This window comes from Serpentinicella alkaliphila (assembly GCF_018141405.1).
In the GTDB taxonomy this organism is placed as follows: domain Bacteria; phylum Bacillota; class Clostridia; order Peptostreptococcales; family Natronincolaceae; genus Serpentinicella; species Serpentinicella alkaliphila.
In genome coordinates, this window is the sequence record NZ_CP058648.1 from 1149043 (window position 1) to 1168341 (window position 19299).

Here is a 19299-nt window from a genome sequence, read left to right on the forward strand (position 1 = left end):
AGAATATAAAGACCGCAGCCAAAAATACACTGCGGTCTTTTATAAATATTATTGATTTCTGATGGAATACTTTATGGTATTATAGTAAGTGGGGTAATAAATATGGGGTTGTAAGGGGAGAAGGTCATGAAATCTATTACTGTTAAATCAAGAGCAAAGATTAATTTATCCCTAGACGTTATTGGAAAAAGGCCTGATGGTTACCATGAGGTCCAAATGATAATGCAACAAGTTGATCTTTACGATGACATAAAAATAATTGAGAATAAAGATAAAAATAATATAGTGGTTACAAGTAACTGTGAGTTTATTCCTAAAAACAACACAAATATTGCCTATAAGGCTGCAGAATTAATAAAAGAGCAATTTAACATCTCTTATGGAATTAATATTCATATTCAAAAAAATATACCCGTAGCTGCAGGGCTAGCCGGTGGTAGTGCAAATGCTGCTGGAGTATTAAAAGGGTTAAATGAAATGTGGAAATTAGGACTTTCAACGGAAGAATTGATGGATATAGGTGTGAAAATAGGTGCTGATGTTCCTTTTTGTATTTTGGGAAGTGCTGCTTTAGCTGAGGGAATTGGAGAGAGACTAACTCCTCTAGAAGGACTTAAAAATACATGGGTTGTTTTAGCTAAACCATCAATTTCTGTTTCTACAGCAGAGGTATACAGAAATCTGGATTTGGATAAGATTACAAGGAGACCAGAAACATACAAGCTAATAGAAGCTATGAAGGAGCAGGATTTATATACATTATCTAAAGATATGGCCAATGTATTAGAAACAGTTACAGAAAGAAAGCATGCAGTAATAAGACAACTTAAAAGTAAAATGATGGAATACAATGCCCTAGGAAGCATGATGTCTGGCAGTGGGCCAACAGTCTTTGGTATCTTTAAAAACTATAAGAAGGCAAAGGCTGCCTATGATAATTTATTAGTAATAAATAAACAGACATATTTAACACAAACATATAATGAATAATCAAAAACAGAGGTAAATATGAACGCAGTTATTTTGGCTGGTGAAGATAATAATAAGAAAAGTGATATAGAGCATAAGGCAGGGATTCTAATTAATGGAATACCTATGATTAATTATGTTATAAATGCCCTAGAACAAAATTCGAGAATTAGTAGAATAATTGTAGTTGGAAATAAACAAAAGCTAAAAGATATAATTAAATCTAATATTGATATAATAGATGGTAATGGTTCAATGTTTGATAATTTTAAAACCGGTATAGATTACCTCAATACTAACGAGAAGGCACTCATAGTAACCTGTGATATCCCGTTAATAACCACTAATAATATAGATGACTTTTTAAATAAAGCTATAGAATCCAATGGAGATTTATGTTATCCAATAATACATAAAATAAATTGCGAAGAAAAATATTCTGATTTAAAAAGAACCCATGTAACTCTGAAGGAAGGTATATTTACGGGAGGAAACATAATTTTAGTTAATCCGACAATTACAAATAAAATTGAGGAAAAGGCCAGAGTACTTATAAAACATAGAAAGAACCCTATAGCTATGACATATAATTTAGGGGTAGGGTTTTTAGGTAAGCTACTTACAAAACAATTGTCAGTAATAGAATTGGAGAATCATTTATCAAAGTTATTGAATATTAGAGCTAAGGCTATTGTTACAAGCTTTCCTGAATTAGGATGCGATGTAGATCGGGAAGAGCATTTAGAAAAAATAAAAAAATATATAATATAGATAAAAATTGGACACTAAAATAGTATCCAATTTTTTTTATTTTAACAGATGTTTTAGTTGGATAATTTCTCTGCATATAAATATCCAAAATTGTAAAAATTATAGTTGACTATAAAGACGATATAAAGAGGTGTTTCTATGGATTTTTTAAATATGGTGTATGAAAGTATAAAGGGAGTATTTAATCTTGCAGTTTTGAGTTTAACAGTACTTATAGGGTTTTATTTAATTATAGTGGATAAACCTACTTTACTCAAAAAGAAGCTAAGAAGAGAGGCTATTTTGGCAAAAACCTTAGGCTATATTTATATATTCGGAGGTATTACGTTATACGCTGTATTTACATGGCTATAAAAGAGGAGGAGAAATACTATGAGCTTGTGGGAAAATTTATTTGGCAAAAAAACATCTGGTGAACCAGCTCCTGGGCCAGAAACTAAGTTAGAAAAGGATATAGATAAAAATTTAGAAATGTTTAAAGAAACATTAGTTGACTGTGATGATGTTATTTACAGGGAGGCTTCAGTCGGGAAAAAGGGTGATTTTAAAGTAGCATTAATTTACGTCGACGGTATGGCAAACAGGGATTTACTAAATAGAGATGTTCTTAAAAACTTAATGATAAGTTCAAGAATTGCAGAGCCAGATGAACGAACAATTAAAAACAAAGTACATGAATTAATTTTTGAGCAAAATATAACGACAACAGAGATTAAGGAGCTCGAGACATTAGAGCAGTGTATTACTAATATTTTAAGTGGAGAAACAATTCTACTATTAGATAAATCAGATAAACCCTTGGTAATTGCCTCTAGAGGTTTTGTTACTAGAGGTGTATCAGAGCCCTCAACAGAGGCAGTAGTTAGGGGACCTAGAGATGGTTTTGTAGAGACAGCTAGGATGAATACAGCTCTAATTCGAAGAAGAATTAGAGACCCAAAACTTAAAATAAAGGTAAGGCAAATAGGAAGAAGATCTAAAACTGACGTAAATATAATGTACATAGAAGATTTAGTAAATAGAAGGGCACTTGAGCTTGTTGAGGAAAGACTAAATACAATTGATATAGACGCAATTCTAGATAGTGGATTCGTTGAACAATTAATCGAAGACGATTGGAAATCCCCCTTTCCACAAATGCAAAATACTGAAAGACCAGACACAGCTGCAGCAGCACTATATGATGGTAGGATAGTTATAGTGGTTGACAACACCCCTTTTATTTTAGTTGTACCTACAACCTTTAATGCACTTTTGCAGGCTACTGAGGATTATTATGAGAGATGGACAATTGCCAGCGCAGTTAGAATATTAAGATATGTTGCAGTGTTTATAGCATTACTTGCTCCATCTCTATATGTTGCATTAACCTCCTATCATCCTCAAATGATACCGACACAGCTGGCTTTAGTCATAGGAGCAACAAGGGAGGGAGTTCCTTTCCCGGCAATTGTTGAAGCGCTTATTATGGAGTTAACTATTGAGATTTTAAGGGAGGCGGGAGTTAGACTACCTGGGCCGATTGGCGCAACAATAGGTATTGTCGGAGGATTAGTAATTGGACAGGCAGCCGTAGAAGCTGGTTTAGTTGCCCCTTTAATGGTAATCACTGTAGCAGTTACAGCTATTTCATCATTTTCAATACCAAGCTATAATCTAGCTATTGGATTTAGACTAGTACGCTTCCTATTTATATTTGCAGCAGGATTTTTGGGGCTATACGGAGTAGTGCTCATATTTTTACTGGTATTAGTTCATCTATGCAGTCTAAAAAGCTTTGGAATACCATATATGTCTCCCTTTGTGAACTATGTAGATAATGTAGGGGATTTAAAGGATACTTTTGTACTGTTCCCGCTACCGGGCCTTAAAAGAAGAAGCTCTATAGCCTTTAGAAAAAATAAAGTTAGATTGGATGACAAAAGGCCAGAGCAATTCTATAGGGAGGAGGATAAATAATGTATAAAAATAACGATAAAATTTCGTTAGGTCAGCTTGTGCATATACTAATGCTTACAATAGTTGGGGTGGGGGTGTTAACTCTACCAAGTGCTATAACTGAAGAGCTAGGTGTAGACGGTGTTTTTGTTCTATTAATTGGAGGGGCTTTAGTTTTAGTAATAGCAAATCTAATAGGTAGGATTATGAAACTATTTCCTGGAAAGAGCTATACGGAAATATTATCAGCATGCTTTACTAAGCCAATAGCTTATATAATTATATTTTTATTTTTAATATACTCTCTAGTAATTAACGCCTTCGTAGTTAGGGTATTTGGTGAAGTGGTTAAAATGTATTTATTGATTAGAACACCTATTGAAGTAATAATATTTAGTATGCTCCTAATAACTGCATATTTAGCGAGAAAGGGAATAGAGCCACTAGGAAGGGCAGCAGAGCTACTTTTCCCATTAATTATGGTTCCTGCTGTCATCTTGTTTATACTCGCTGCTGCAGATGTTGATCCGACAAATTTTCTGCCAATTTTTCAAGCATCCCCTATAGATATAATCCGTGGAGTACCGACTGCACTCTTTGCCTTTGCAGCCTTTGAGTTTATGTTAATATTCGGAAAATTTCTAAGTAAAACTGATCAGGCACCAAAGGCTTTATCTATTGGAATGGGAATAGTTATAGCAGTATATGTATTGATTTTTGCTGTTGCCTTAGGGGTATTTGGAGAACCCCAATTAAAGCATTTAATTTGGCCTACATTGAGTTTGTTTAAAATTATAGAATTTCCAGGTCTGTTTATTGAAAATGTAGAATCCTTAGTTATGGTTATTTGGGTCTTTATCGTGTTTATGTCCATAGCACCTGTACATCTTGGAAAGACCGTACTTATAGGGGAGCTTTTAAATTTAAAGGAAAGAGATTTCTTTGCCCTACCCTTAGTTCCAATTCTATATTTGACAGCATTAATACCCGAGAGCGTAGCTGAAACATATAGATATATGGATATATTTTCAAAATATGCCATACCCTTTTTTGCTTTAATATTGCCAATTCTTATTTTCCTAGTAGGGAGTGTTAGAAAAGGTAAGGGAAAGGAGAGTGGGGGCCGTGCTTAAAAGGAAAGCGCTTATTTTAATAGTTATTACATCCCTTCTTTTATCAGTAGCCTTAACAGGCTGCTGGGATAAAATTGAAATAGATGAACGAGCTAATGTATTAACCTTAGGAATAGATATTAATGACCTTAATAGCGAAGATCCTATTTTAGTTACATTTGTTATGCCAAATCCAGCAGCTATTCGTGGGGAAAGTGATGAGGGTACTTTAACAATTTCATCCCCGGGTATGAGTGTGAACACTGTTATGATGCGTTTAGGGTTAAGGACTAGTAAAAGCCTATATTTAGGCCATCTAAGGGGTGTTTTAATTAGCGAAGAGGTGGCAAAACAGCCGATTATATTAAGGGAAATTTTCGATTTCTTAGAAAAGGATCCTCATATAAGTCGAAAAACTAGAATAGCAATAATTGAGGGCAGTGCAAAGGATGCTTTAGGAATATCACCAAATGTAGAACCGGATATTACTAAATATATTAAACAGGTTTTTGATAGAGCCCCTGAAACTAATAGAGCCCCTCTTCCAGATTTAAATAAAATATTTTACGACTTTCATAAAAATGCAAGCGGCATAATTACGAGATTTATTCCGGGAGAAACGGATATAAAAGCTGCTGGAGCAGCAATATTTAAAGACTATGAATTTTTAGGCTTTATAGGAGAAGAGGTTAATAGAGGTCTAATGTTTTTAAAGGATGAGGCAAATATTAGCGTTTATTCCGTTGAACACAAAGGCCATGCTATAGGCTTTGAGGTGACCGATACTAAGACAAGATATAGCTTAGTTAGAGATGGTAATGAATTTAAAATAATAGTAGATGTAACCTTAGAGGGAGATATTAGACAACATCTATTTAATCCGGAAACAGATGTCTTAGACACAGAATTAATAGAGGAGCTACAGGATTTATTTGCAGCAGAGGTAAAAGGGAATATGGAGCATACACTAAATGTTATACAAAATGAATATGGAGTAGATGTAATAGGCTTTGACGACTATTTATATAAATTCCATACTAGTTTTTGGAACGAAATACGAGATGAATATGAGAATATTTTCCCTCAAATGGAGGTTTTAATTAATGTAGATGCAAGCATAAGAAGGGTTGGTTTATCAAAATAGAATATATTAATTAGCCTGTATAAAATTTCCCCTAATTGTACATAATGAAAGTATAACAATCAAATGGACATATAGGGGGAATTTTAATGAATAAGCAAAAATTTAGTTACATAGTTATAGGGGTTGTATTATTAGCAATAGGTTTTAACTCTATAGGTAAAGAGACCTTTAGTTTGGAAAGAAGGGGACAAAATATAATACGTTTTCACGTCTTGGCAAATAGTGATTCCCCTGAAGACCAACAATTAAAAATAAAAGTAAGGGATAAGGTTATTGCTTATGTTTCAGATGTTTTAGAGGGATTAGAAAATGTTGATGAAACAAGAGAAGCATTAAAAAACAATATGGATAACATTCAGTCTATAGCAAGGCAAGAAGTAATTGATAACGGCTTTGATTTTAATGTAGCTGTTAATTTAGGAGAACATGTATTTCCTACAAAAAGATATGGCAATGTAATTTTTCCTGCTGGAAACTATGAGGCCCTAAGAGTAATTATTGGAGAAGGGTATGGACAAAACTGGTGGTGTGTAATGTTCCCACCCCTATGCTTTGTTGATGTTAAACATGGTTTAACGGATGAAAAGACAAAGCAATATTTAAAAGAAGCATTATCTGAGGAAGAGTACGATACTATATATACAAATAATGATAATCAACAATTTCCATTACAACTTAAATCTAAAGTATTTGAAGTTATTAAAGAATCTAGGGTTAAGTTAGATGAAAGACTGGCGTGGTTGTTCTAATATAAATGAATATAATACTAAAATATTAAGCCTATATCAATAACTAGTAAGTTAGATATAGGCTAATTATATGTAATATAATTAAAAATTCAGTATTGAACCGAAGTATATTGTATAATAGGACAAATAAGAGTAGAATATTAATGTAATAGGGAGGATGATAAATTTATGAAAAAGTTAAAGATAATGGTAATATTCGGTGGTAAATCTGGGGAGCATGATGTTTCGCTGATGTCATCCGCTTCTGTAATGAAGACTATGAATAAAGAAAAATATGAAATTATGCCTATAGGAATAACAAAAGATGGAAGATGGAAAAAGTACCTAGGAAATGTAGAGTATATTGACCCGAAAAATTGGTTAAATGAAACAGAAGATTATAATATAAATGAGTTGTTTTTAGACAAAGATAGTAGAGGAATAGATCTTGTGTTTCCAGTACTTCATGGACCATTTGGGGAAGACGGAACAATTCAAGGGCTATTAGAAATGGCTGATATTCCATATGTAGGTACAGGGGTATTATCATCAGCTCTAGCTATGGATAAGGTTGTTGCAAAGATGATGTTAAAGAGTGTAAATATACCTCAAGCAGAATTTGCTGTTGTATTTAGAAGTGATTTTATAAAGGATGAAAGTAAAGTTTTAGACGAATTAGAAAATAAATTTGGTTATCCTATGTTTGTTAAACCTGCAAATTTAGGATCTAGTGTGGGGATATCTAAGGCTAAAAATAGAGAGGGTCTTATCGCCGCAATAAAAGAAGCAGGCAGCTTTGATAGAAAAATTGTAGTAGAGGAATTTATTGATGGAAGAGAAATAGAATGCTCTGTATTAGGAAATGAAAATCCAAAGACATCATTACCAGCGGAAGTAGTTCCAGCTCAAGAGTTTTATAACTATGAAGATAAATACATAGATGGTAAAAGCGAATTAATTGTTCCTGCTAAACTTGAAGAAAATATGATAAATAGTGTTAGAGAGCTGGCAGTTGAGGTATATAAACTATATGACTGTAGGGGTTTATCTAGGGTAGATTTCTTCCTAGAAAGAAATACAAATAGATTATTAGTTAATGAAGTAAATACTATGCCTGGGTTTACAAGCATAAGTATGTACCCAAAAATGTGGGAGGCTACAGGCCTTGCTTATGGGGATTTAATTGATCAGCTTATTGAACTAGCCCTAGACTTTGCTAAAAATAAATAATATTTTTTAATTTTTGATAGTGGGATAAAGGATGTGTAAAATGAAAGAGACAAAAGTAATACGTGTGATTGGGAAACAGAAAAACGTAGATGGTGAGCAGAGTGAAATAGAGCTTACTACAGAGGGAGTCCTTTACGAAAAAAATAATCATATTTATATTGTATATGAGGAAACAGAGCTTTCAGGTATGGAAGGAACTACAACTACTTTAAAAATAGAATCCAATAAAAGGGTATCCATTAATCGTTTCGGTACAACGAAGAATCAGCTTATATTTGAAGAAGGCGAAAGCTATAAAACAGTGTATAATACTATGTATGGGAATTTTCCTATGGAAGTATTTACGAACTATTTATCTGTGAATTTGGATGAACAAAACAAGGGTGTTATTGAGATTCGTTATGATTTAAATGTGGCAGATAGTATGGAGCCCCTCATAAATAAACTAAAGATAGAGTTAATGTAATTAAGTAATATTATGAGATTAGTTAATATAATTAAGCTTGAAATATTAGAACAAATCGAAAATAATATTAAACGAATTTACTCAATTGATGAAATTCCCAAATTGGTTATTAAGCTAAGTGAAAATGAACAATTTGGGGATTTTACAACTACAACAGCCCTTCAAATTAAATCTAAAGTCAACAAGTCCCCGATGGTTATTGCTGAGGAGATATCAAGTTCTATTACCCTAACATCTGCCATATTGAAAAAAGTTGAAGTAGTCCCCCCTGGGTATATTAATCTATTTCTTCAGCCTAACTGGAAGATAAAGAACCTAGAGGAACTAATTAAATATGGAGTTGAGTTTAATAGTAGTGTAGAAATTCCCAAAACTAGTTTAGAGGATATAGATTATATTATTAAGCGCATTGATACTATTCAAATGATTCTTGCCAGAGAAAAATTCATACCAAACTATAACACTATTATTTGGGAGCAGCTTTATTTTGATGAAGAGAAGGAGCTCTTTAGTCTCTTTGTTAAGGTTATGTTTAATTACCAGAATTTTAATAAAAAGGATATGAATGTGTTATTAGAAGAGGTAATAAAGAAGTTCTATGCATATTATAGTAAACTACAATTTAGAAAGTTAGATGACATCAGACTAAATCTGGTATTAAACATATTTTTAGGTATTAAAAGCATATTGAAGTCATATAATTAAAGCTTTAACCTAACAAATATGTAGCTATCGTGTTAAGATCACCTGGGGGGACTCTATTAGAGTTACTATTAAATATTGATAAAACTGAAAAAAATTTAAAAGTTTTATCAAAATATATAAAAAGGAGGACGAAAAATGAAAATCAAATTGACATCTAAAATTTTACTTGGTTTAGTAGCCGGTATTATCGTAGGTCTTTTATTAGGGGGATCTCAAGATATTGCTACTAAGTATATTGCACCCTTTGGAACACTATTCTTAAATTTAATTAGAATGATAATCGTACCTTTAGTCCTTTCATCTTTAGTTGTTGGGGCGGCAAGTACTGGAGATGTAAGAAAGTTAGGTAGATTGGGTGGTAAAACTATTGCATTTTATTTAGTCACAACGGCTATTGCTGTTACTCTTGGACTTATTTTAGGAAATGTTATTAACCCGGGAGCAGGATTACAGATGCCTGTAGATGCGGCAGTTGAAGCTCGTACAGCTCCACCTCTGATGGAAACACTAATTGCAATTATTCCAACTAATCCTATCAAAGCTTTGGTTGATGGGGCTATGCTTCAAATTATAGCCTTCGCATTATTTTTAGGAGTCGGAATTACAACCGTAGGAGAAAAGGCTAAGCCTGTATTAAACTTCTTTGATGGTTTAGCTGAGACAATGTATAAAATTACGGCATTTATTATGAGTTTAGCTCCATATGGGGTATTTGCATTAATAGTACCTGTAGTAGCTAAAAATGGGCCTGCTGTTTTGGCTCCATTAGCAAAAGTTATTTTTGCGGTATATTTAGGTATCATATTACACTCAGTTATTGTTTATTCAAGTATAACTAAAATATTTGGAAAAATGAGTCCAGTTAAGTTCTTTAAAGGAATTGCACCAGCTGCAACTGTAGCATTTAGTACGGCAAGTAGTGCTGGTACTTTACCTGTAACAATTAAATCAGCTAAAGAAAATCTTGGAGTTTCAAATAGTGTTGCAAGCTTTGTATTACCATTAGGTGCTACAATAAATATGGATGGTACAGCTTTATATCAAGGGGTATGTGCACTGTTTGTTGCTCAAGTTTATGGATTAGAACTAAGCTTAGTTCAACAGTTAACTATAGTTATAACTGCAACATTAGCTTCAATCGGAACTGCTGGTGTACCTGGAGCAGGATTTATTATGCTTACAATGGTATTGACATCAGTAGGTTTACCACTAGAAGGTTCTGCTTTAATTGCTGGTATTGACAGAATATTAGATATGGGTAGAACAACAGTAAATGTTCTTGGTGATGCAGCAGTAGCTGTAGCGGTTGCTGCAACAGAAGGGGAATTAAGTCCTGTAGAGGAAAAGGAAGAGGTAACTGTATAAATAGTTATATATTATAGAAAATGTAAAGAAGGAAGTCTTGAAAAAGGCTTCCTTCTTACATTTTAGTTAAAATTGTCTTTATAACTAAAGTTTTTTCTTGAAGTAAATCAATGGTTTTAGAAACCTTTGTTTGATTTTTATCCATTATTAGCCTAATTACCGGTCGTGTAAAGAGACTATTGTTTACTTTTAATACTACACCCACACTACCATCGTTTAGCTCAACAATCGTATTAAGTGGATATGGGTTAATATGCTTAACAAAAGCCTTTGCTAATTGGGGGTCAAAAATGGTACCACCGCTAGCCATAATAAACTCAATAACCTCTGGAACAGGTAAGGGCTTTCTATGGGGTCTATCAGAAGTCATCGCATCGAAGGCATCTACCAATCCAATAATTTTAGAAAAAATATGGGTTTCTGTATGTTGAAGTCCTCTGGGGTATCCTTTGCCATTGTAGGTCTCATGGTGCTCAAGCACAGGAACTCTTACTAATGGGCTAATTTCTGTTGAAGTCTTCAAAAACTCATAACCGAGTAGTGGATGTTTTTTACTAACTCAAACTCTTTAACTGTAAGAGGTGTACTCTTATATAAAATTTCTTGAGGAATAAACATTAAGCCAATATCATGTAACGCTGCAGCTAAAGCAAGCATATCTAAATCTCGACGGTTTAAGCCAATGCTTGTTCCTAAAATCAACGATAGTATCATAACATTTATTGAATGTTCAAATATATAACCACCTACGGTCTTTAAATCCATTAGCTCAATAACTACATCCTTTTTAGTAAATAATTCATCCACTATGGCAGATATACTTGCCTTTGCTAGAGTAAGATCCTGTTCAAACTTTTGTTGCATATTATTATCCTTGCTTACAGCAATATGAGAGAGCTTTCTTATTTGGCTAATAGCTTTTTGTCTTATTTCCGGTGAAATAATATGATTAATTTCCGATTCAGTTAATTCATCCCGTACATAAACTCTGGTATGTCCTAACTGTATTAGTTTTTGGACTAGAGATTGCTTAAGTCGAACTCCTCTAGATAGTAATACTTTACTATTCTCATCAAATATGGGAGCAGCTAATCTATGGTCTTCTGTGACATGAGCTAGTTCTATTATACGCATTAAATCACCTAATTCCTGTATATTGAAGTATTTTTACTCTTATTACAATACCATAATTTTAAATAGAAATCTATATTTTGTAACACTCCTTAATCTATACTTATTAATACAAGTGTTTGTTAAAAAATTTTAATTATTAAAAAAAATTAACAAAAAACTAGTTGTATTTTATAAAAAAAGTGTATATAATACTTTATAATAAAAACAATAATAGATAACTGAAAATAAAAATTAAATATTATATAAATATGATGATGGGAAGAGTAAATACAGATTTCGATTTCAAAGCGAGTTAGGGTTGGTGAAAGCCTAATATTAGAGTTGTATTGAAGAACATCCCTGAGGAGCCAACCGAAATATTTTTATAGAGTAGACTTGGCCGGAGTTCCACCGTTAAAGGGAATAAGTATCGATTAATAATATAGTCTGTACTGATGAGATGATTGCATTTGTAGTCAAGTAAGGTGGTACCGCGGAAGATATCCCGTCCTTATACTTAATAGTATATGGGCGGGTTTTTTTATTAAATTAAACTTTTTATGCGCAGAAAAAGTTTATATATACACAAAATAATTGGAGGGATAATTTATGGAAAGGGTATTTATTAAAGAAATATTACAAAGTGAACCAGGAAAATCTGTAAAGCTAAAGGGCTGGGTTTATAAAATTCATAATTTAGGGAAGATTAGTTTCATAATACTAAGAGATAAAACAGGGCTTATTCAATTAGTTGTAGAAGCCAGTGATAGAGAAGGATTAAAATTAGAAATGCCTATTGAAGTAATAGGGGAAACTGTAGTAAATCCAAAGGCTATAAATGGAGTAGAGATTGCTGTACAAGAAATAGTAAAGATTGCAGATATTCATTATGATGTACTACCCTTTGCTATAAATATGGGTGAAATAGAGGCTAACTTGGAAAATCAATTAAATTTCAGAAGTATTAGCTTGAGAAACCCAAGAGTTAGGGCACCTTTTAAAATTCAAGAAGAAATTGTAGAGGCTTTTAGAACATTTCTAAAAAATGAATGCTTTACAGAAATTCACACTCCAAAAATAGTAGCATCTGGAACAGAGGGAGGGTCCGAAATGTTCTCGATAAACTATTTTAATAGAAGAGTATTTTTAGCCCAAAGCCCTCAGTTTTATAAGCAGATGATGGTTGGAGCAGGTTTCGAAAGGGTGTTTGAAGTGGGGCATGCCTATAGAGCTGAGCTTCATAACACATGGAGACATTTAAATGAATACGTCAGCTTAGATATTGAAATGGGCTTTATTGAAAGTGAAGAAGAAATAATGGACTTAGAAGAAAGATTTTTGATTTATCTATTTGATCACTTAAATGAAACATGTCAGAAAGAATTAGAGTTATTTAAAGTAGAGTTACCTAAAATAAATAAAATTCCAAGAATCCCGCTAAAGGAAATCCAAAGAATTCTTTTAGATGACTTTAATAAAAAGTCTCCCGAGGGAAATATCGATGCAGAGGGAGAAGTAATTATTTCTAAATATATTAAGGAAAAGTATAATAGTGAATTTTTATTTATAACTAAATATCCAGTAGCTAAAAGACCAGTATATACAATGCCTGATGCAGCAGATAAAACTTTAACTAGAAGCTTTGATTTAATTTATAAAGGTTTAGAAATAACAACTGGTGGTCAAAGGATTCATGATTATGAAATGTTAAAGCAAAATATGATAGATTTCAAATTAAACCCTGAAGATTTTAGCTTCTATTTAGATAGTTTTAAATATGGTATGCCGCCTCATGGGGGATTAGCCATAGGTCTAGAAAGGTTAACAATGAAGTTATTAGATCTTGAGAATATTCGACAGGCTACACTTTTACCTAGGGATATGAAAAGAGTAACACCTTAAAATAAGGAGGGAATCCTATGAAAATTAGTAAAGAAGAAGTGTTGTATATTGCAAAGTTAGCTAAATTAAAATTTACCGATGAGGAAGCGCTGGAATTAACAACAGAGTTTGAAGGGATATTAAAGCATTTTGATTCATTGAAGGAGTCGGATTATGAGTTGGGTGATACTTCAATTAATGAGGAATTAGTGCCTACTGAATTAAGGGAAGATAAGGTAGAAATATTTGAAGAAAATACAAAGCTATTTGCAAATGCTAAGGACAAAGAACGGGGATATATAAAGATACCAAAGGTAATAGAATAGGGGGTGTATTTATGAAAATTGATCAAATGACTATGGAAGATATAAGGAGTGGATTAGATACAAAAAAATTCACTGCTAAGGAATTGGTTCAAAGTGTATATAAAAAAATTAGTGAAGTTGAGGATCAAGTAGAGGCATATATTACTTTGAGTGAAGAGGAAGCATATAAGAAGGCAGAGGAAATTGATACAGCTATCGAACAAGGAGAAGTTCTAGGGCCTTTAGCTGGTATTCCTATTGCTATAAAAGATAATATTTGTACGGAAGGAATAAAAACAACCTGTGCATCCAAGATGTTAGAGGATTTTATCCCACCATATGACGCTACAGTTGTAAAGAAATTAAAGGATGCAGGGGCTATAATTATTGGTAAGACAAATATGGATGAATTTGCTATGGGCTCATCCACGGAAAACTCTGCATTTAAAGTAACAAAAAATCCTTGGAGATTAGATAGAGTTCCGGGGGGATCTTCAGGTGGTTCTGCAGCAGCCGTAGCTGCAGGTATGGCTTTTATGGCTTTAGGATCTGACACAGGTGGCTCAATAAGACAGCCCGCTGCATTTTGTGGAGTTGTTGGATTGAAGCCAACCTATGGATTAGTATCTAGATATGGATTAGTGGCATTTGCCTCTTCCCTCGATCAAATAGGTCCGATTACAAAAAGTGTTAAAGACTGTGCATTGACTTTAGATGTAATCCATGGTTTTGATCCAAAGGATGGTACTACTAAATCCGTAAAAAATGCTACCAGTTATTTAAATGAAATAGAGAAGGGAATAGAAGGACTAAGGATTGCTATACCTAGAGAGTTTTTCCCAAGTACTTTGGATAGTCAAATTACTAATGAAATAATGGAAAGTATGTTTATGTTAAAGGGATTAGGTGCAACAATTGATGAAATTTCCCTCCCTATTACAGAGGAAGGTCTTTCCGCTTATTATATAATTTCCTCCGCGGAGGCTAGTTCAAATTTAGGTAGATTTGATGGAATTAAATATGGTTACAGATCTGATGAATATGAGGATATTGAGGAGCTAGTTTTAAATGCTAGAACTGAAGGTTTCGGTAAGGAAACTAAGAGAAGGATAATGCTAGGAACATATACATTAACTTCAGGGTATTATGATGCCTACTACAATAGGGCTCAAAAAGTTAGAGAAAAAATAAAACAACAATTTAATGATATATTTAAAAAATATGATTTAATAATTAGTCCCACATCTCCAGTACTACCTTTTCCAATAGGAGAAAAAATAGGTAACCCACTAGATATGTATTTATCTGATATATATACTATAAGTGCCAATTTAACTGGACTGCCTGCTATTTCATTACCTTGCGGATTTTGCATGGAGGGCTTGCCAATTGGACTTCAAATTATTGGTGGTCCATTTAGTGAAAGTAAAATACTGAGAGCAGCATATGCACTAGAACAGGAACTAGGATTGGGAAACGGAGTTGCTGTAATTAAGGAGGCAAAAAGATGAAGTGGGAAACTGTAATTGGAATAGAGATTCATGCAGAACTAAAGACAAAATCAAAAATATTTTGTGGTTGTCCAACTGATTTCGGCGGAGATGTAAATAAACAGACCTGTCCCATATGTCTAGGCTTGCCAGGTTCATTACCCCGTCTAAATAAAGAGGTAGTAAATCTAGCTATTAAAGCTGGTTTAGCCTTAAACTGTAAAATTAATAATGTAAGTAAAATGGATAGAAAAAATTATTTCTATGCTGACTTACCTAAGGCTTACCAGATTTCCCAATATGATTATCCTGTCTGTACGGGTGGGTATGTAGATATTGACTTAGATGGAGAAAAGAAAAGAATTAGGATTAATAGAATTCATATTGAAGAGGATCCAGGGAAGTTGATTCATTTACAGGATGAGCCATTTACATTAGTAGATTATAATAGGTCTGGAGTTGCTTTAATAGAAATAGTAACAGAGGCTGATTTAAGATCACCATTAGAGGCTGTTCAATACGCTAAAACTATAAAATCTATATTAGAATACGAAAACATTTCCGACTGTCGGATGGAAGAGGGTTCCCTTAGATGTGACGCAAATATATCCATTCGAGAACATGGAGATGCAAGATTAAATACGAAGGTTGAACTTAAAAATATAAACTCTTTTAAGGAGCTCCAAAAGGCTTTGGAAAAAGAAGAGAGTAGACAAAGAGAGCTTTACGATTTTAATGAAAGCTACAAAGTTATTCAAGAAACAAGACGCTGGGATAGTTCTAAAGGAAGAACTATATCAATGAGAAAAAAAGAAGATGCCCATGACTATAGATATTTTGCGGAACCAGACATTCCTAAACTAGTAGTTGATGATGAAACTATAAGACAAATAGAAGAAACATTAACAGAATTACCTTCTGATAAAAAAGCCCGTTTTATTGAAGATTATAAACTAACAGAAAAAGAGGCGGAAATATTAGTAGGAGAAAAAAGCTTAGCTGACTATTTCGAAGAAGTCATTAAGTTTGGGCTTTCACCTAAACTAATAGCTAATTGGGTGTTAGGAGATTTGATGAAATTGTTAAAGGTACAGGATACTAATATTGGAAGTATCCCTATAAAAGCACAGGATATATCAGAGCTCCTTAAACTTATAGAGAAAGGCGATATAAGTGGTAAAATTGCTAAGGATGTATTAGAAGAGATGTTTAATACAGGAAAAGAGCCTACAATAATTATTGAAGAAAAGGGTCTAAAGCAAATTAGTCAAGGGAATGTTTTAGAAGTAATTGTAGACACGGTACTAGAAGGAAATATTAAATCCATAGAAGACTATAAGGCTGGAAAAGAGCAGGCTTTAACCTTTTTGATGGGGCAGGTAATGAAAGAAACAAAAGGTCAAGCAAATCCTGTAATGGCTAAAGAAATGTTACTAAATAAAATAAAAATTGTTTAAAGAAATAAAAAATACTAAGACTATTGGAATCGCTTTTATAGAAGAGTGTTTGAAACAAGTGAGCAAAATCAATGAGTGTAGCATATGGGAGTATATGGGAGTATATGTAAGGATAGGGCATGTTATAGTCTGTGAGACTCTGTCACTCCAAATAATGTAAATATAAGGGAAATGGCCGACTTTGACTTTGGGAAGGATTTTTAATAAAATTAACCCAAAGTTTTTTTTATTCACGTGAAATCTTTGCTGTCGACAGCCCAAAATATATAAATATGGAGGGTTATAATGACTAAAAAAATAGGGGTTTTTTTATTAGTAATAATGATGGTATTTTTAGTAGGATGTGTAGATAATGGAGGCGAAACAGCAGGAGAGTCAAAAGAACAGACTGATACTTTACATACAATTTTAGAAAAAGGAACAATGACCTTTGCAATGACTGGAGCTTATCCTCCATTCAACTATATTGACACAGATGGAAGTCTAATTGGTTTTGATATTGATATTGCCAATGCTATAGCTCAAAAATTAGGGGTAGAGGCTGAGCCTGTAACCGTATTATGGGATGGTATAATTGGTGGTTTAACAAGTAAACGCTTCGATATGATTATTGGTAGTATGGCAATAACTGAGGATAGGTTAGAGAAAGTGAATTTTACCGATCCTTATTATTACGATGGTGCCCAGTTTTTTGGTAGAAATGATTTAGGTGTTAAGGATATTTCAGAAATAGAAGATGCAGTTGTAGGTGTTGTAACTGGTACAACCTTTCAAAGTTTTTTAGAAGGTATGGAAAATATAAAAGACATTATGCAGTTTGAGAGCGACATAGATAATATGAGAGCAGTACAGCAGAATCGTACTCATGGACTTGTAACCGGCCTATTAGTTGGTTTGAATGGGATAGAAAAGTTTAACATATCACTGGACCCTATAGGAGAACCCCTATACATTGAGGCATGTGCTATAGCTATAAGAAAAGAAGATCCGATGCTATTAGAAGCAGTAAATAATGCTTTGCAAGAAATGAAAGATGATGGTACATATGCTCAAATAAGTGAAAAATGGTTTGGAGTTAATATTCTAGAAAACTAATAGATGAGTAAACTGTGTATTATTTGTGGGTAATAGTGTATATTACCCACTTTGTATTTGGAGGAGAGTGATAGTCTAATGAATCAAATAATAGCATTCATTAATGTAGTGATTGAGTTTGCACCTAGATTTTTTCCTGGAGTTATTATGACCTTACAACTTTCTTTTCTATCGATTGTATTAGGAACACTATTTGGTTTCTTTGCAACAATGCTAAAGATGACTAAGCTTAAGCCGCTGATGAAAATCACTGATATATATATAACGATAGTAAGGGGAACTCCTTTATTGTTACAGTTAATTTTTATTTTTTATGCTTTACCAGAGGCGGGAATTAATTTACCACGGTTTACTTCGGCCATAGTTGGGCTTGCATTCCATAATGGGGCATACATTAGTGAAATTTTTAGAGGGGCTGTTGAGTCAATAGATTCTGGCCAAAATGAAGCAGCTAGATCACTAGGGATGACAAAGTGGCAAGCAATGAGACGAGTTATTCTACCACAGGCATTTAAAAGGTCTGTACCAGCTTTAGGCAATCAATTTATAATAGCTGTTAAAGACTCTTCGTTGGCTAGTGTTATAACAATAACAGAGATCATAATGTTGACTAGACAATACACCGCCGCAACTTGGAATCCATGGCCTATGTTTTTTATTGCAGCAAGCTATTATTTAATAATTACTACAGTTTTATCTAAGGGCTTGTTAAGGATAGAAAATAGACTGAAAGTTTACGAGAGGTGAGATAAGTGATAAGAATAAAAAATTTACATAAGTATTATGGAGATTTTGAAGTGTTAAAAGGAATAGATATGGAAGTTAATGGCGGGCAAGTGGTTTGCATGATAGGCTCCAGTGGATCCGGTAAAAGTACATTGCTTCGTTGTATAAACTTTTTGGAAAGAAAAAATAAAGGTGAAATATGGATAGATGGTCAATTAGTCAGTAAGGCAAAGGAAATAAATGAGATTAGGCAAAAAGTTGGTATGGTTTTTCAAAGGTTTAATCTGTTTCCTCATATGACTACAATCGAAAATGTTATGGAAGGACCTATAACAGTTTTAGGTGCCAACAAATTAGACGCTAGAAGGATAGCTTTAGGTTTGCTTGATAAAGTTGGACTATTAGATAAGGCAGATGAATATCCAGCCATGTTATCAGGTGGTCAACAACAAAGAGTTGCTATAGCCAGGACTTTGGCAATGAATCCAAAGGTTGTATTATTTGACGAGCCTACGTCTGCGCTAGATCCAGAGCTAGTTGGTGAAGTTCTTACTGTTATGAGGGATTTAGCTAAAGAAGGAATGACTATGATTATAGTAACCCATGAAATGGGGTTTGCTAGAGAAGTATCAGATCATGTAATATTTTTAAATGAAGGAATTATAGCTGAACAGGGTTCACCAGAAGAAATATTCGAAAACCCTAAACATGAAAGACTGAAAGCCTTCTTAGGGCAAATAATAAACTAAGTATAAATACTCCTAAATTCTAGGGGTATTTTTGTCTAAAAATAACAAATTTGTT

At 33.3% G+C, this 19299-nt stretch carries 20 protein-coding genes and 1 other annotated feature; of the genes, 18 read left to right on the forward strand and 2 right to left on the reverse strand.

Annotation, left to right across the window (positions count from 1 at the left end):
• Window positions 1-126 precede the first annotated feature (126 nt).
• The 11 genes from ispE to HZR23_RS05860 all read left to right on the forward strand — a co-directional run bounded on the left by ispE (window position 127) and on the right by HZR23_RS05860 (window position 10428).
• Window positions 127-990, forward strand: coding sequence for a 4-(cytidine 5'-diphospho)-2-C-methyl-D-erythritol kinase (ispE, locus tag HZR23_RS05810; RefSeq protein WP_132848439.1), 864 nt, complete (start codon window positions 127-129; stop codon window positions 988-990).
• Window positions 991-1008: 18 nt separating this feature from the next.
• On the forward strand, window positions 1009-1740 hold the full coding sequence (locus tag HZR23_RS05815; protein ID WP_132848438.1) for a nucleotidyltransferase family protein: 732 nt from the start codon (window positions 1009-1011) through the stop codon (window positions 1738-1740).
• A 138-nt stretch (window positions 1741-1878) separates the two neighbouring features.
• Window positions 1879-2094, forward strand: coding sequence for a CLC_0170 family protein (locus HZR23_RS05820; RefSeq protein WP_132848437.1), 216 nt, complete (start codon window positions 1879-1881; stop codon window positions 2092-2094).
• An 18-nt stretch (window positions 2095-2112) separates the two neighbouring features.
• Window positions 2113-3699, forward strand: a complete 1587-nt coding sequence (locus tag HZR23_RS05825) for a spore germination protein (RefSeq protein WP_132848436.1) — start codon at window positions 2113-2115, stop codon at window positions 3697-3699.
• Complete coding sequence (locus HZR23_RS05830) at window positions 3699-4811, forward strand: GerAB/ArcD/ProY family transporter (protein WP_132848435.1); 1113 nt, start codon at window positions 3699-3701, stop codon at window positions 4809-4811. Before HZR23_RS05825 ends, HZR23_RS05830 begins: the two co-directional genes overlap by 1 nt.
• Entirely contained in the window at window positions 4804-5934 is a 1131-nt protein-coding gene (locus HZR23_RS05835) for a Ger(x)C family spore germination protein (RefSeq protein ID WP_165913678.1), read from the forward strand. The genes HZR23_RS05830 and HZR23_RS05835 overlap by 8 nt, the downstream gene beginning before the upstream one ends.
• 86 nt (window positions 5935-6020) lie before the next feature.
• Entirely contained in the window at window positions 6021-6683 is a 663-nt protein-coding gene (gene spoIIR, locus HZR23_RS05840; protein WP_132848433.1) for a stage II sporulation protein R, read from the forward strand.
• Window positions 6684-6851: 168 nt separating this feature from the next.
• Window positions 6852-7892: a D-alanine--D-alanine ligase family protein gene (locus HZR23_RS05845; protein WP_132848432.1), complete on the forward strand. Its 1041-nt coding sequence runs from the start codon at window positions 6852-6854 to the stop codon at window positions 7890-7892.
• Window positions 7893-7932: 40 nt separating this feature from the next.
• Window positions 7933-8358: a DUF1934 domain-containing protein gene (locus HZR23_RS05850; RefSeq protein WP_132848431.1), complete on the forward strand. Its 426-nt coding sequence runs from the start codon at window positions 7933-7935 to the stop codon at window positions 8356-8358.
• Between the two features lie 12 nt (window positions 8359-8370).
• The gene (locus HZR23_RS05855) at window positions 8371-9063 is read left to right on the forward strand and encodes a hypothetical protein (RefSeq protein ID WP_132848430.1); all 693 of its coding nucleotides are present in this window, start codon (window positions 8371-8373) and stop codon (window positions 9061-9063) included.
• A gap of 135 nt (window positions 9064-9198) precedes the next feature.
• Window positions 9199-10428 carry a dicarboxylate/amino acid:cation symporter gene (locus HZR23_RS05860; protein ID WP_132848429.1) on the forward strand — a complete coding sequence of 410 codons (1230 nt, stop codon included), beginning with the start codon at window positions 9199-9201 and terminating at the stop codon, window positions 10426-10428.
• Window positions 10429-10483: 55 nt separating this feature from the next.
• Here the strand turns inward: HZR23_RS05860 and HZR23_RS05865 are convergent, their stop codons facing one another.
• Window positions 10484-10951, reverse strand: a complete 468-nt coding sequence (locus HZR23_RS05865; RefSeq protein WP_132848428.1) for an HD-GYP domain-containing protein — start codon at window positions 10949-10951, stop codon at window positions 10484-10486.
• Window positions 10948-11562 carry an HD-GYP domain-containing protein gene (locus HZR23_RS05870; RefSeq protein ID WP_132848427.1) on the reverse strand — a complete coding sequence of 205 codons (615 nt, stop codon included), beginning with the start codon at window positions 11560-11562 and terminating at the stop codon, window positions 10948-10950. Before HZR23_RS05870 ends, HZR23_RS05865 begins: the two co-directional genes overlap by 4 nt.
• 242 nt (window positions 11563-11804) lie before the next feature.
• Window positions 11805-12057: a binding site (T-box leader), on the forward strand.
• Between the two features lie 93 nt (window positions 12058-12150).
• Here HZR23_RS05870 and aspS point away from each other — a divergent pair.
• The 7 genes from aspS (at window position 12151) to HZR23_RS05905 (ending at window position 19244) form a co-directional block, all read left to right on the forward strand.
• Complete coding sequence (gene aspS / locus HZR23_RS05875; protein WP_132848426.1) at window positions 12151-13443, forward strand: aspartate--tRNA(Asn) ligase; 1293 nt, start codon at window positions 12151-12153, stop codon at window positions 13441-13443.
• 17 nt (window positions 13444-13460) lie between these two features.
• Window positions 13461-13748 (forward strand): Asp-tRNA(Asn)/Glu-tRNA(Gln) amidotransferase subunit GatC, encoded by a 288-nt coding sequence (gatC, locus tag HZR23_RS05880; RefSeq protein WP_132848425.1) that lies wholly within the window; start codon window positions 13461-13463, stop codon window positions 13746-13748.
• A gap of 11 nt (window positions 13749-13759) precedes the next feature.
• Window positions 13760-15238, forward strand: coding sequence for an Asp-tRNA(Asn)/Glu-tRNA(Gln) amidotransferase subunit GatA (gene gatA / locus HZR23_RS05885; RefSeq protein ID WP_132848424.1), 1479 nt, complete (start codon window positions 13760-13762; stop codon window positions 15236-15238).
• Complete coding sequence (gatB, locus tag HZR23_RS05890; protein WP_132848423.1) at window positions 15235-16674, forward strand: Asp-tRNA(Asn)/Glu-tRNA(Gln) amidotransferase subunit GatB; 1440 nt, start codon at window positions 15235-15237, stop codon at window positions 16672-16674. Before gatA ends, gatB begins: the two co-directional genes overlap by 4 nt.
• A gap of 285 nt (window positions 16675-16959) precedes the next feature.
• Window positions 16960-17769: a transporter substrate-binding domain-containing protein gene (locus tag HZR23_RS05895; RefSeq protein WP_132848422.1), complete on the forward strand. Its 810-nt coding sequence runs from the start codon at window positions 16960-16962 to the stop codon at window positions 17767-17769.
• A 78-nt stretch (window positions 17770-17847) separates the two neighbouring features.
• Window positions 17848-18516: an amino acid ABC transporter permease gene (locus tag HZR23_RS05900; protein WP_132848421.1), complete on the forward strand. Its 669-nt coding sequence runs from the start codon at window positions 17848-17850 to the stop codon at window positions 18514-18516.
• Window positions 18517-18521: 5 nt separating this feature from the next.
• Window positions 18522-19244 (forward strand): amino acid ABC transporter ATP-binding protein, encoded by a 723-nt coding sequence (locus tag HZR23_RS05905; protein WP_132848420.1) that lies wholly within the window; start codon window positions 18522-18524, stop codon window positions 19242-19244.
• The last annotated feature ends 55 nt before the right edge of the window (window positions 19245-19299 follow it).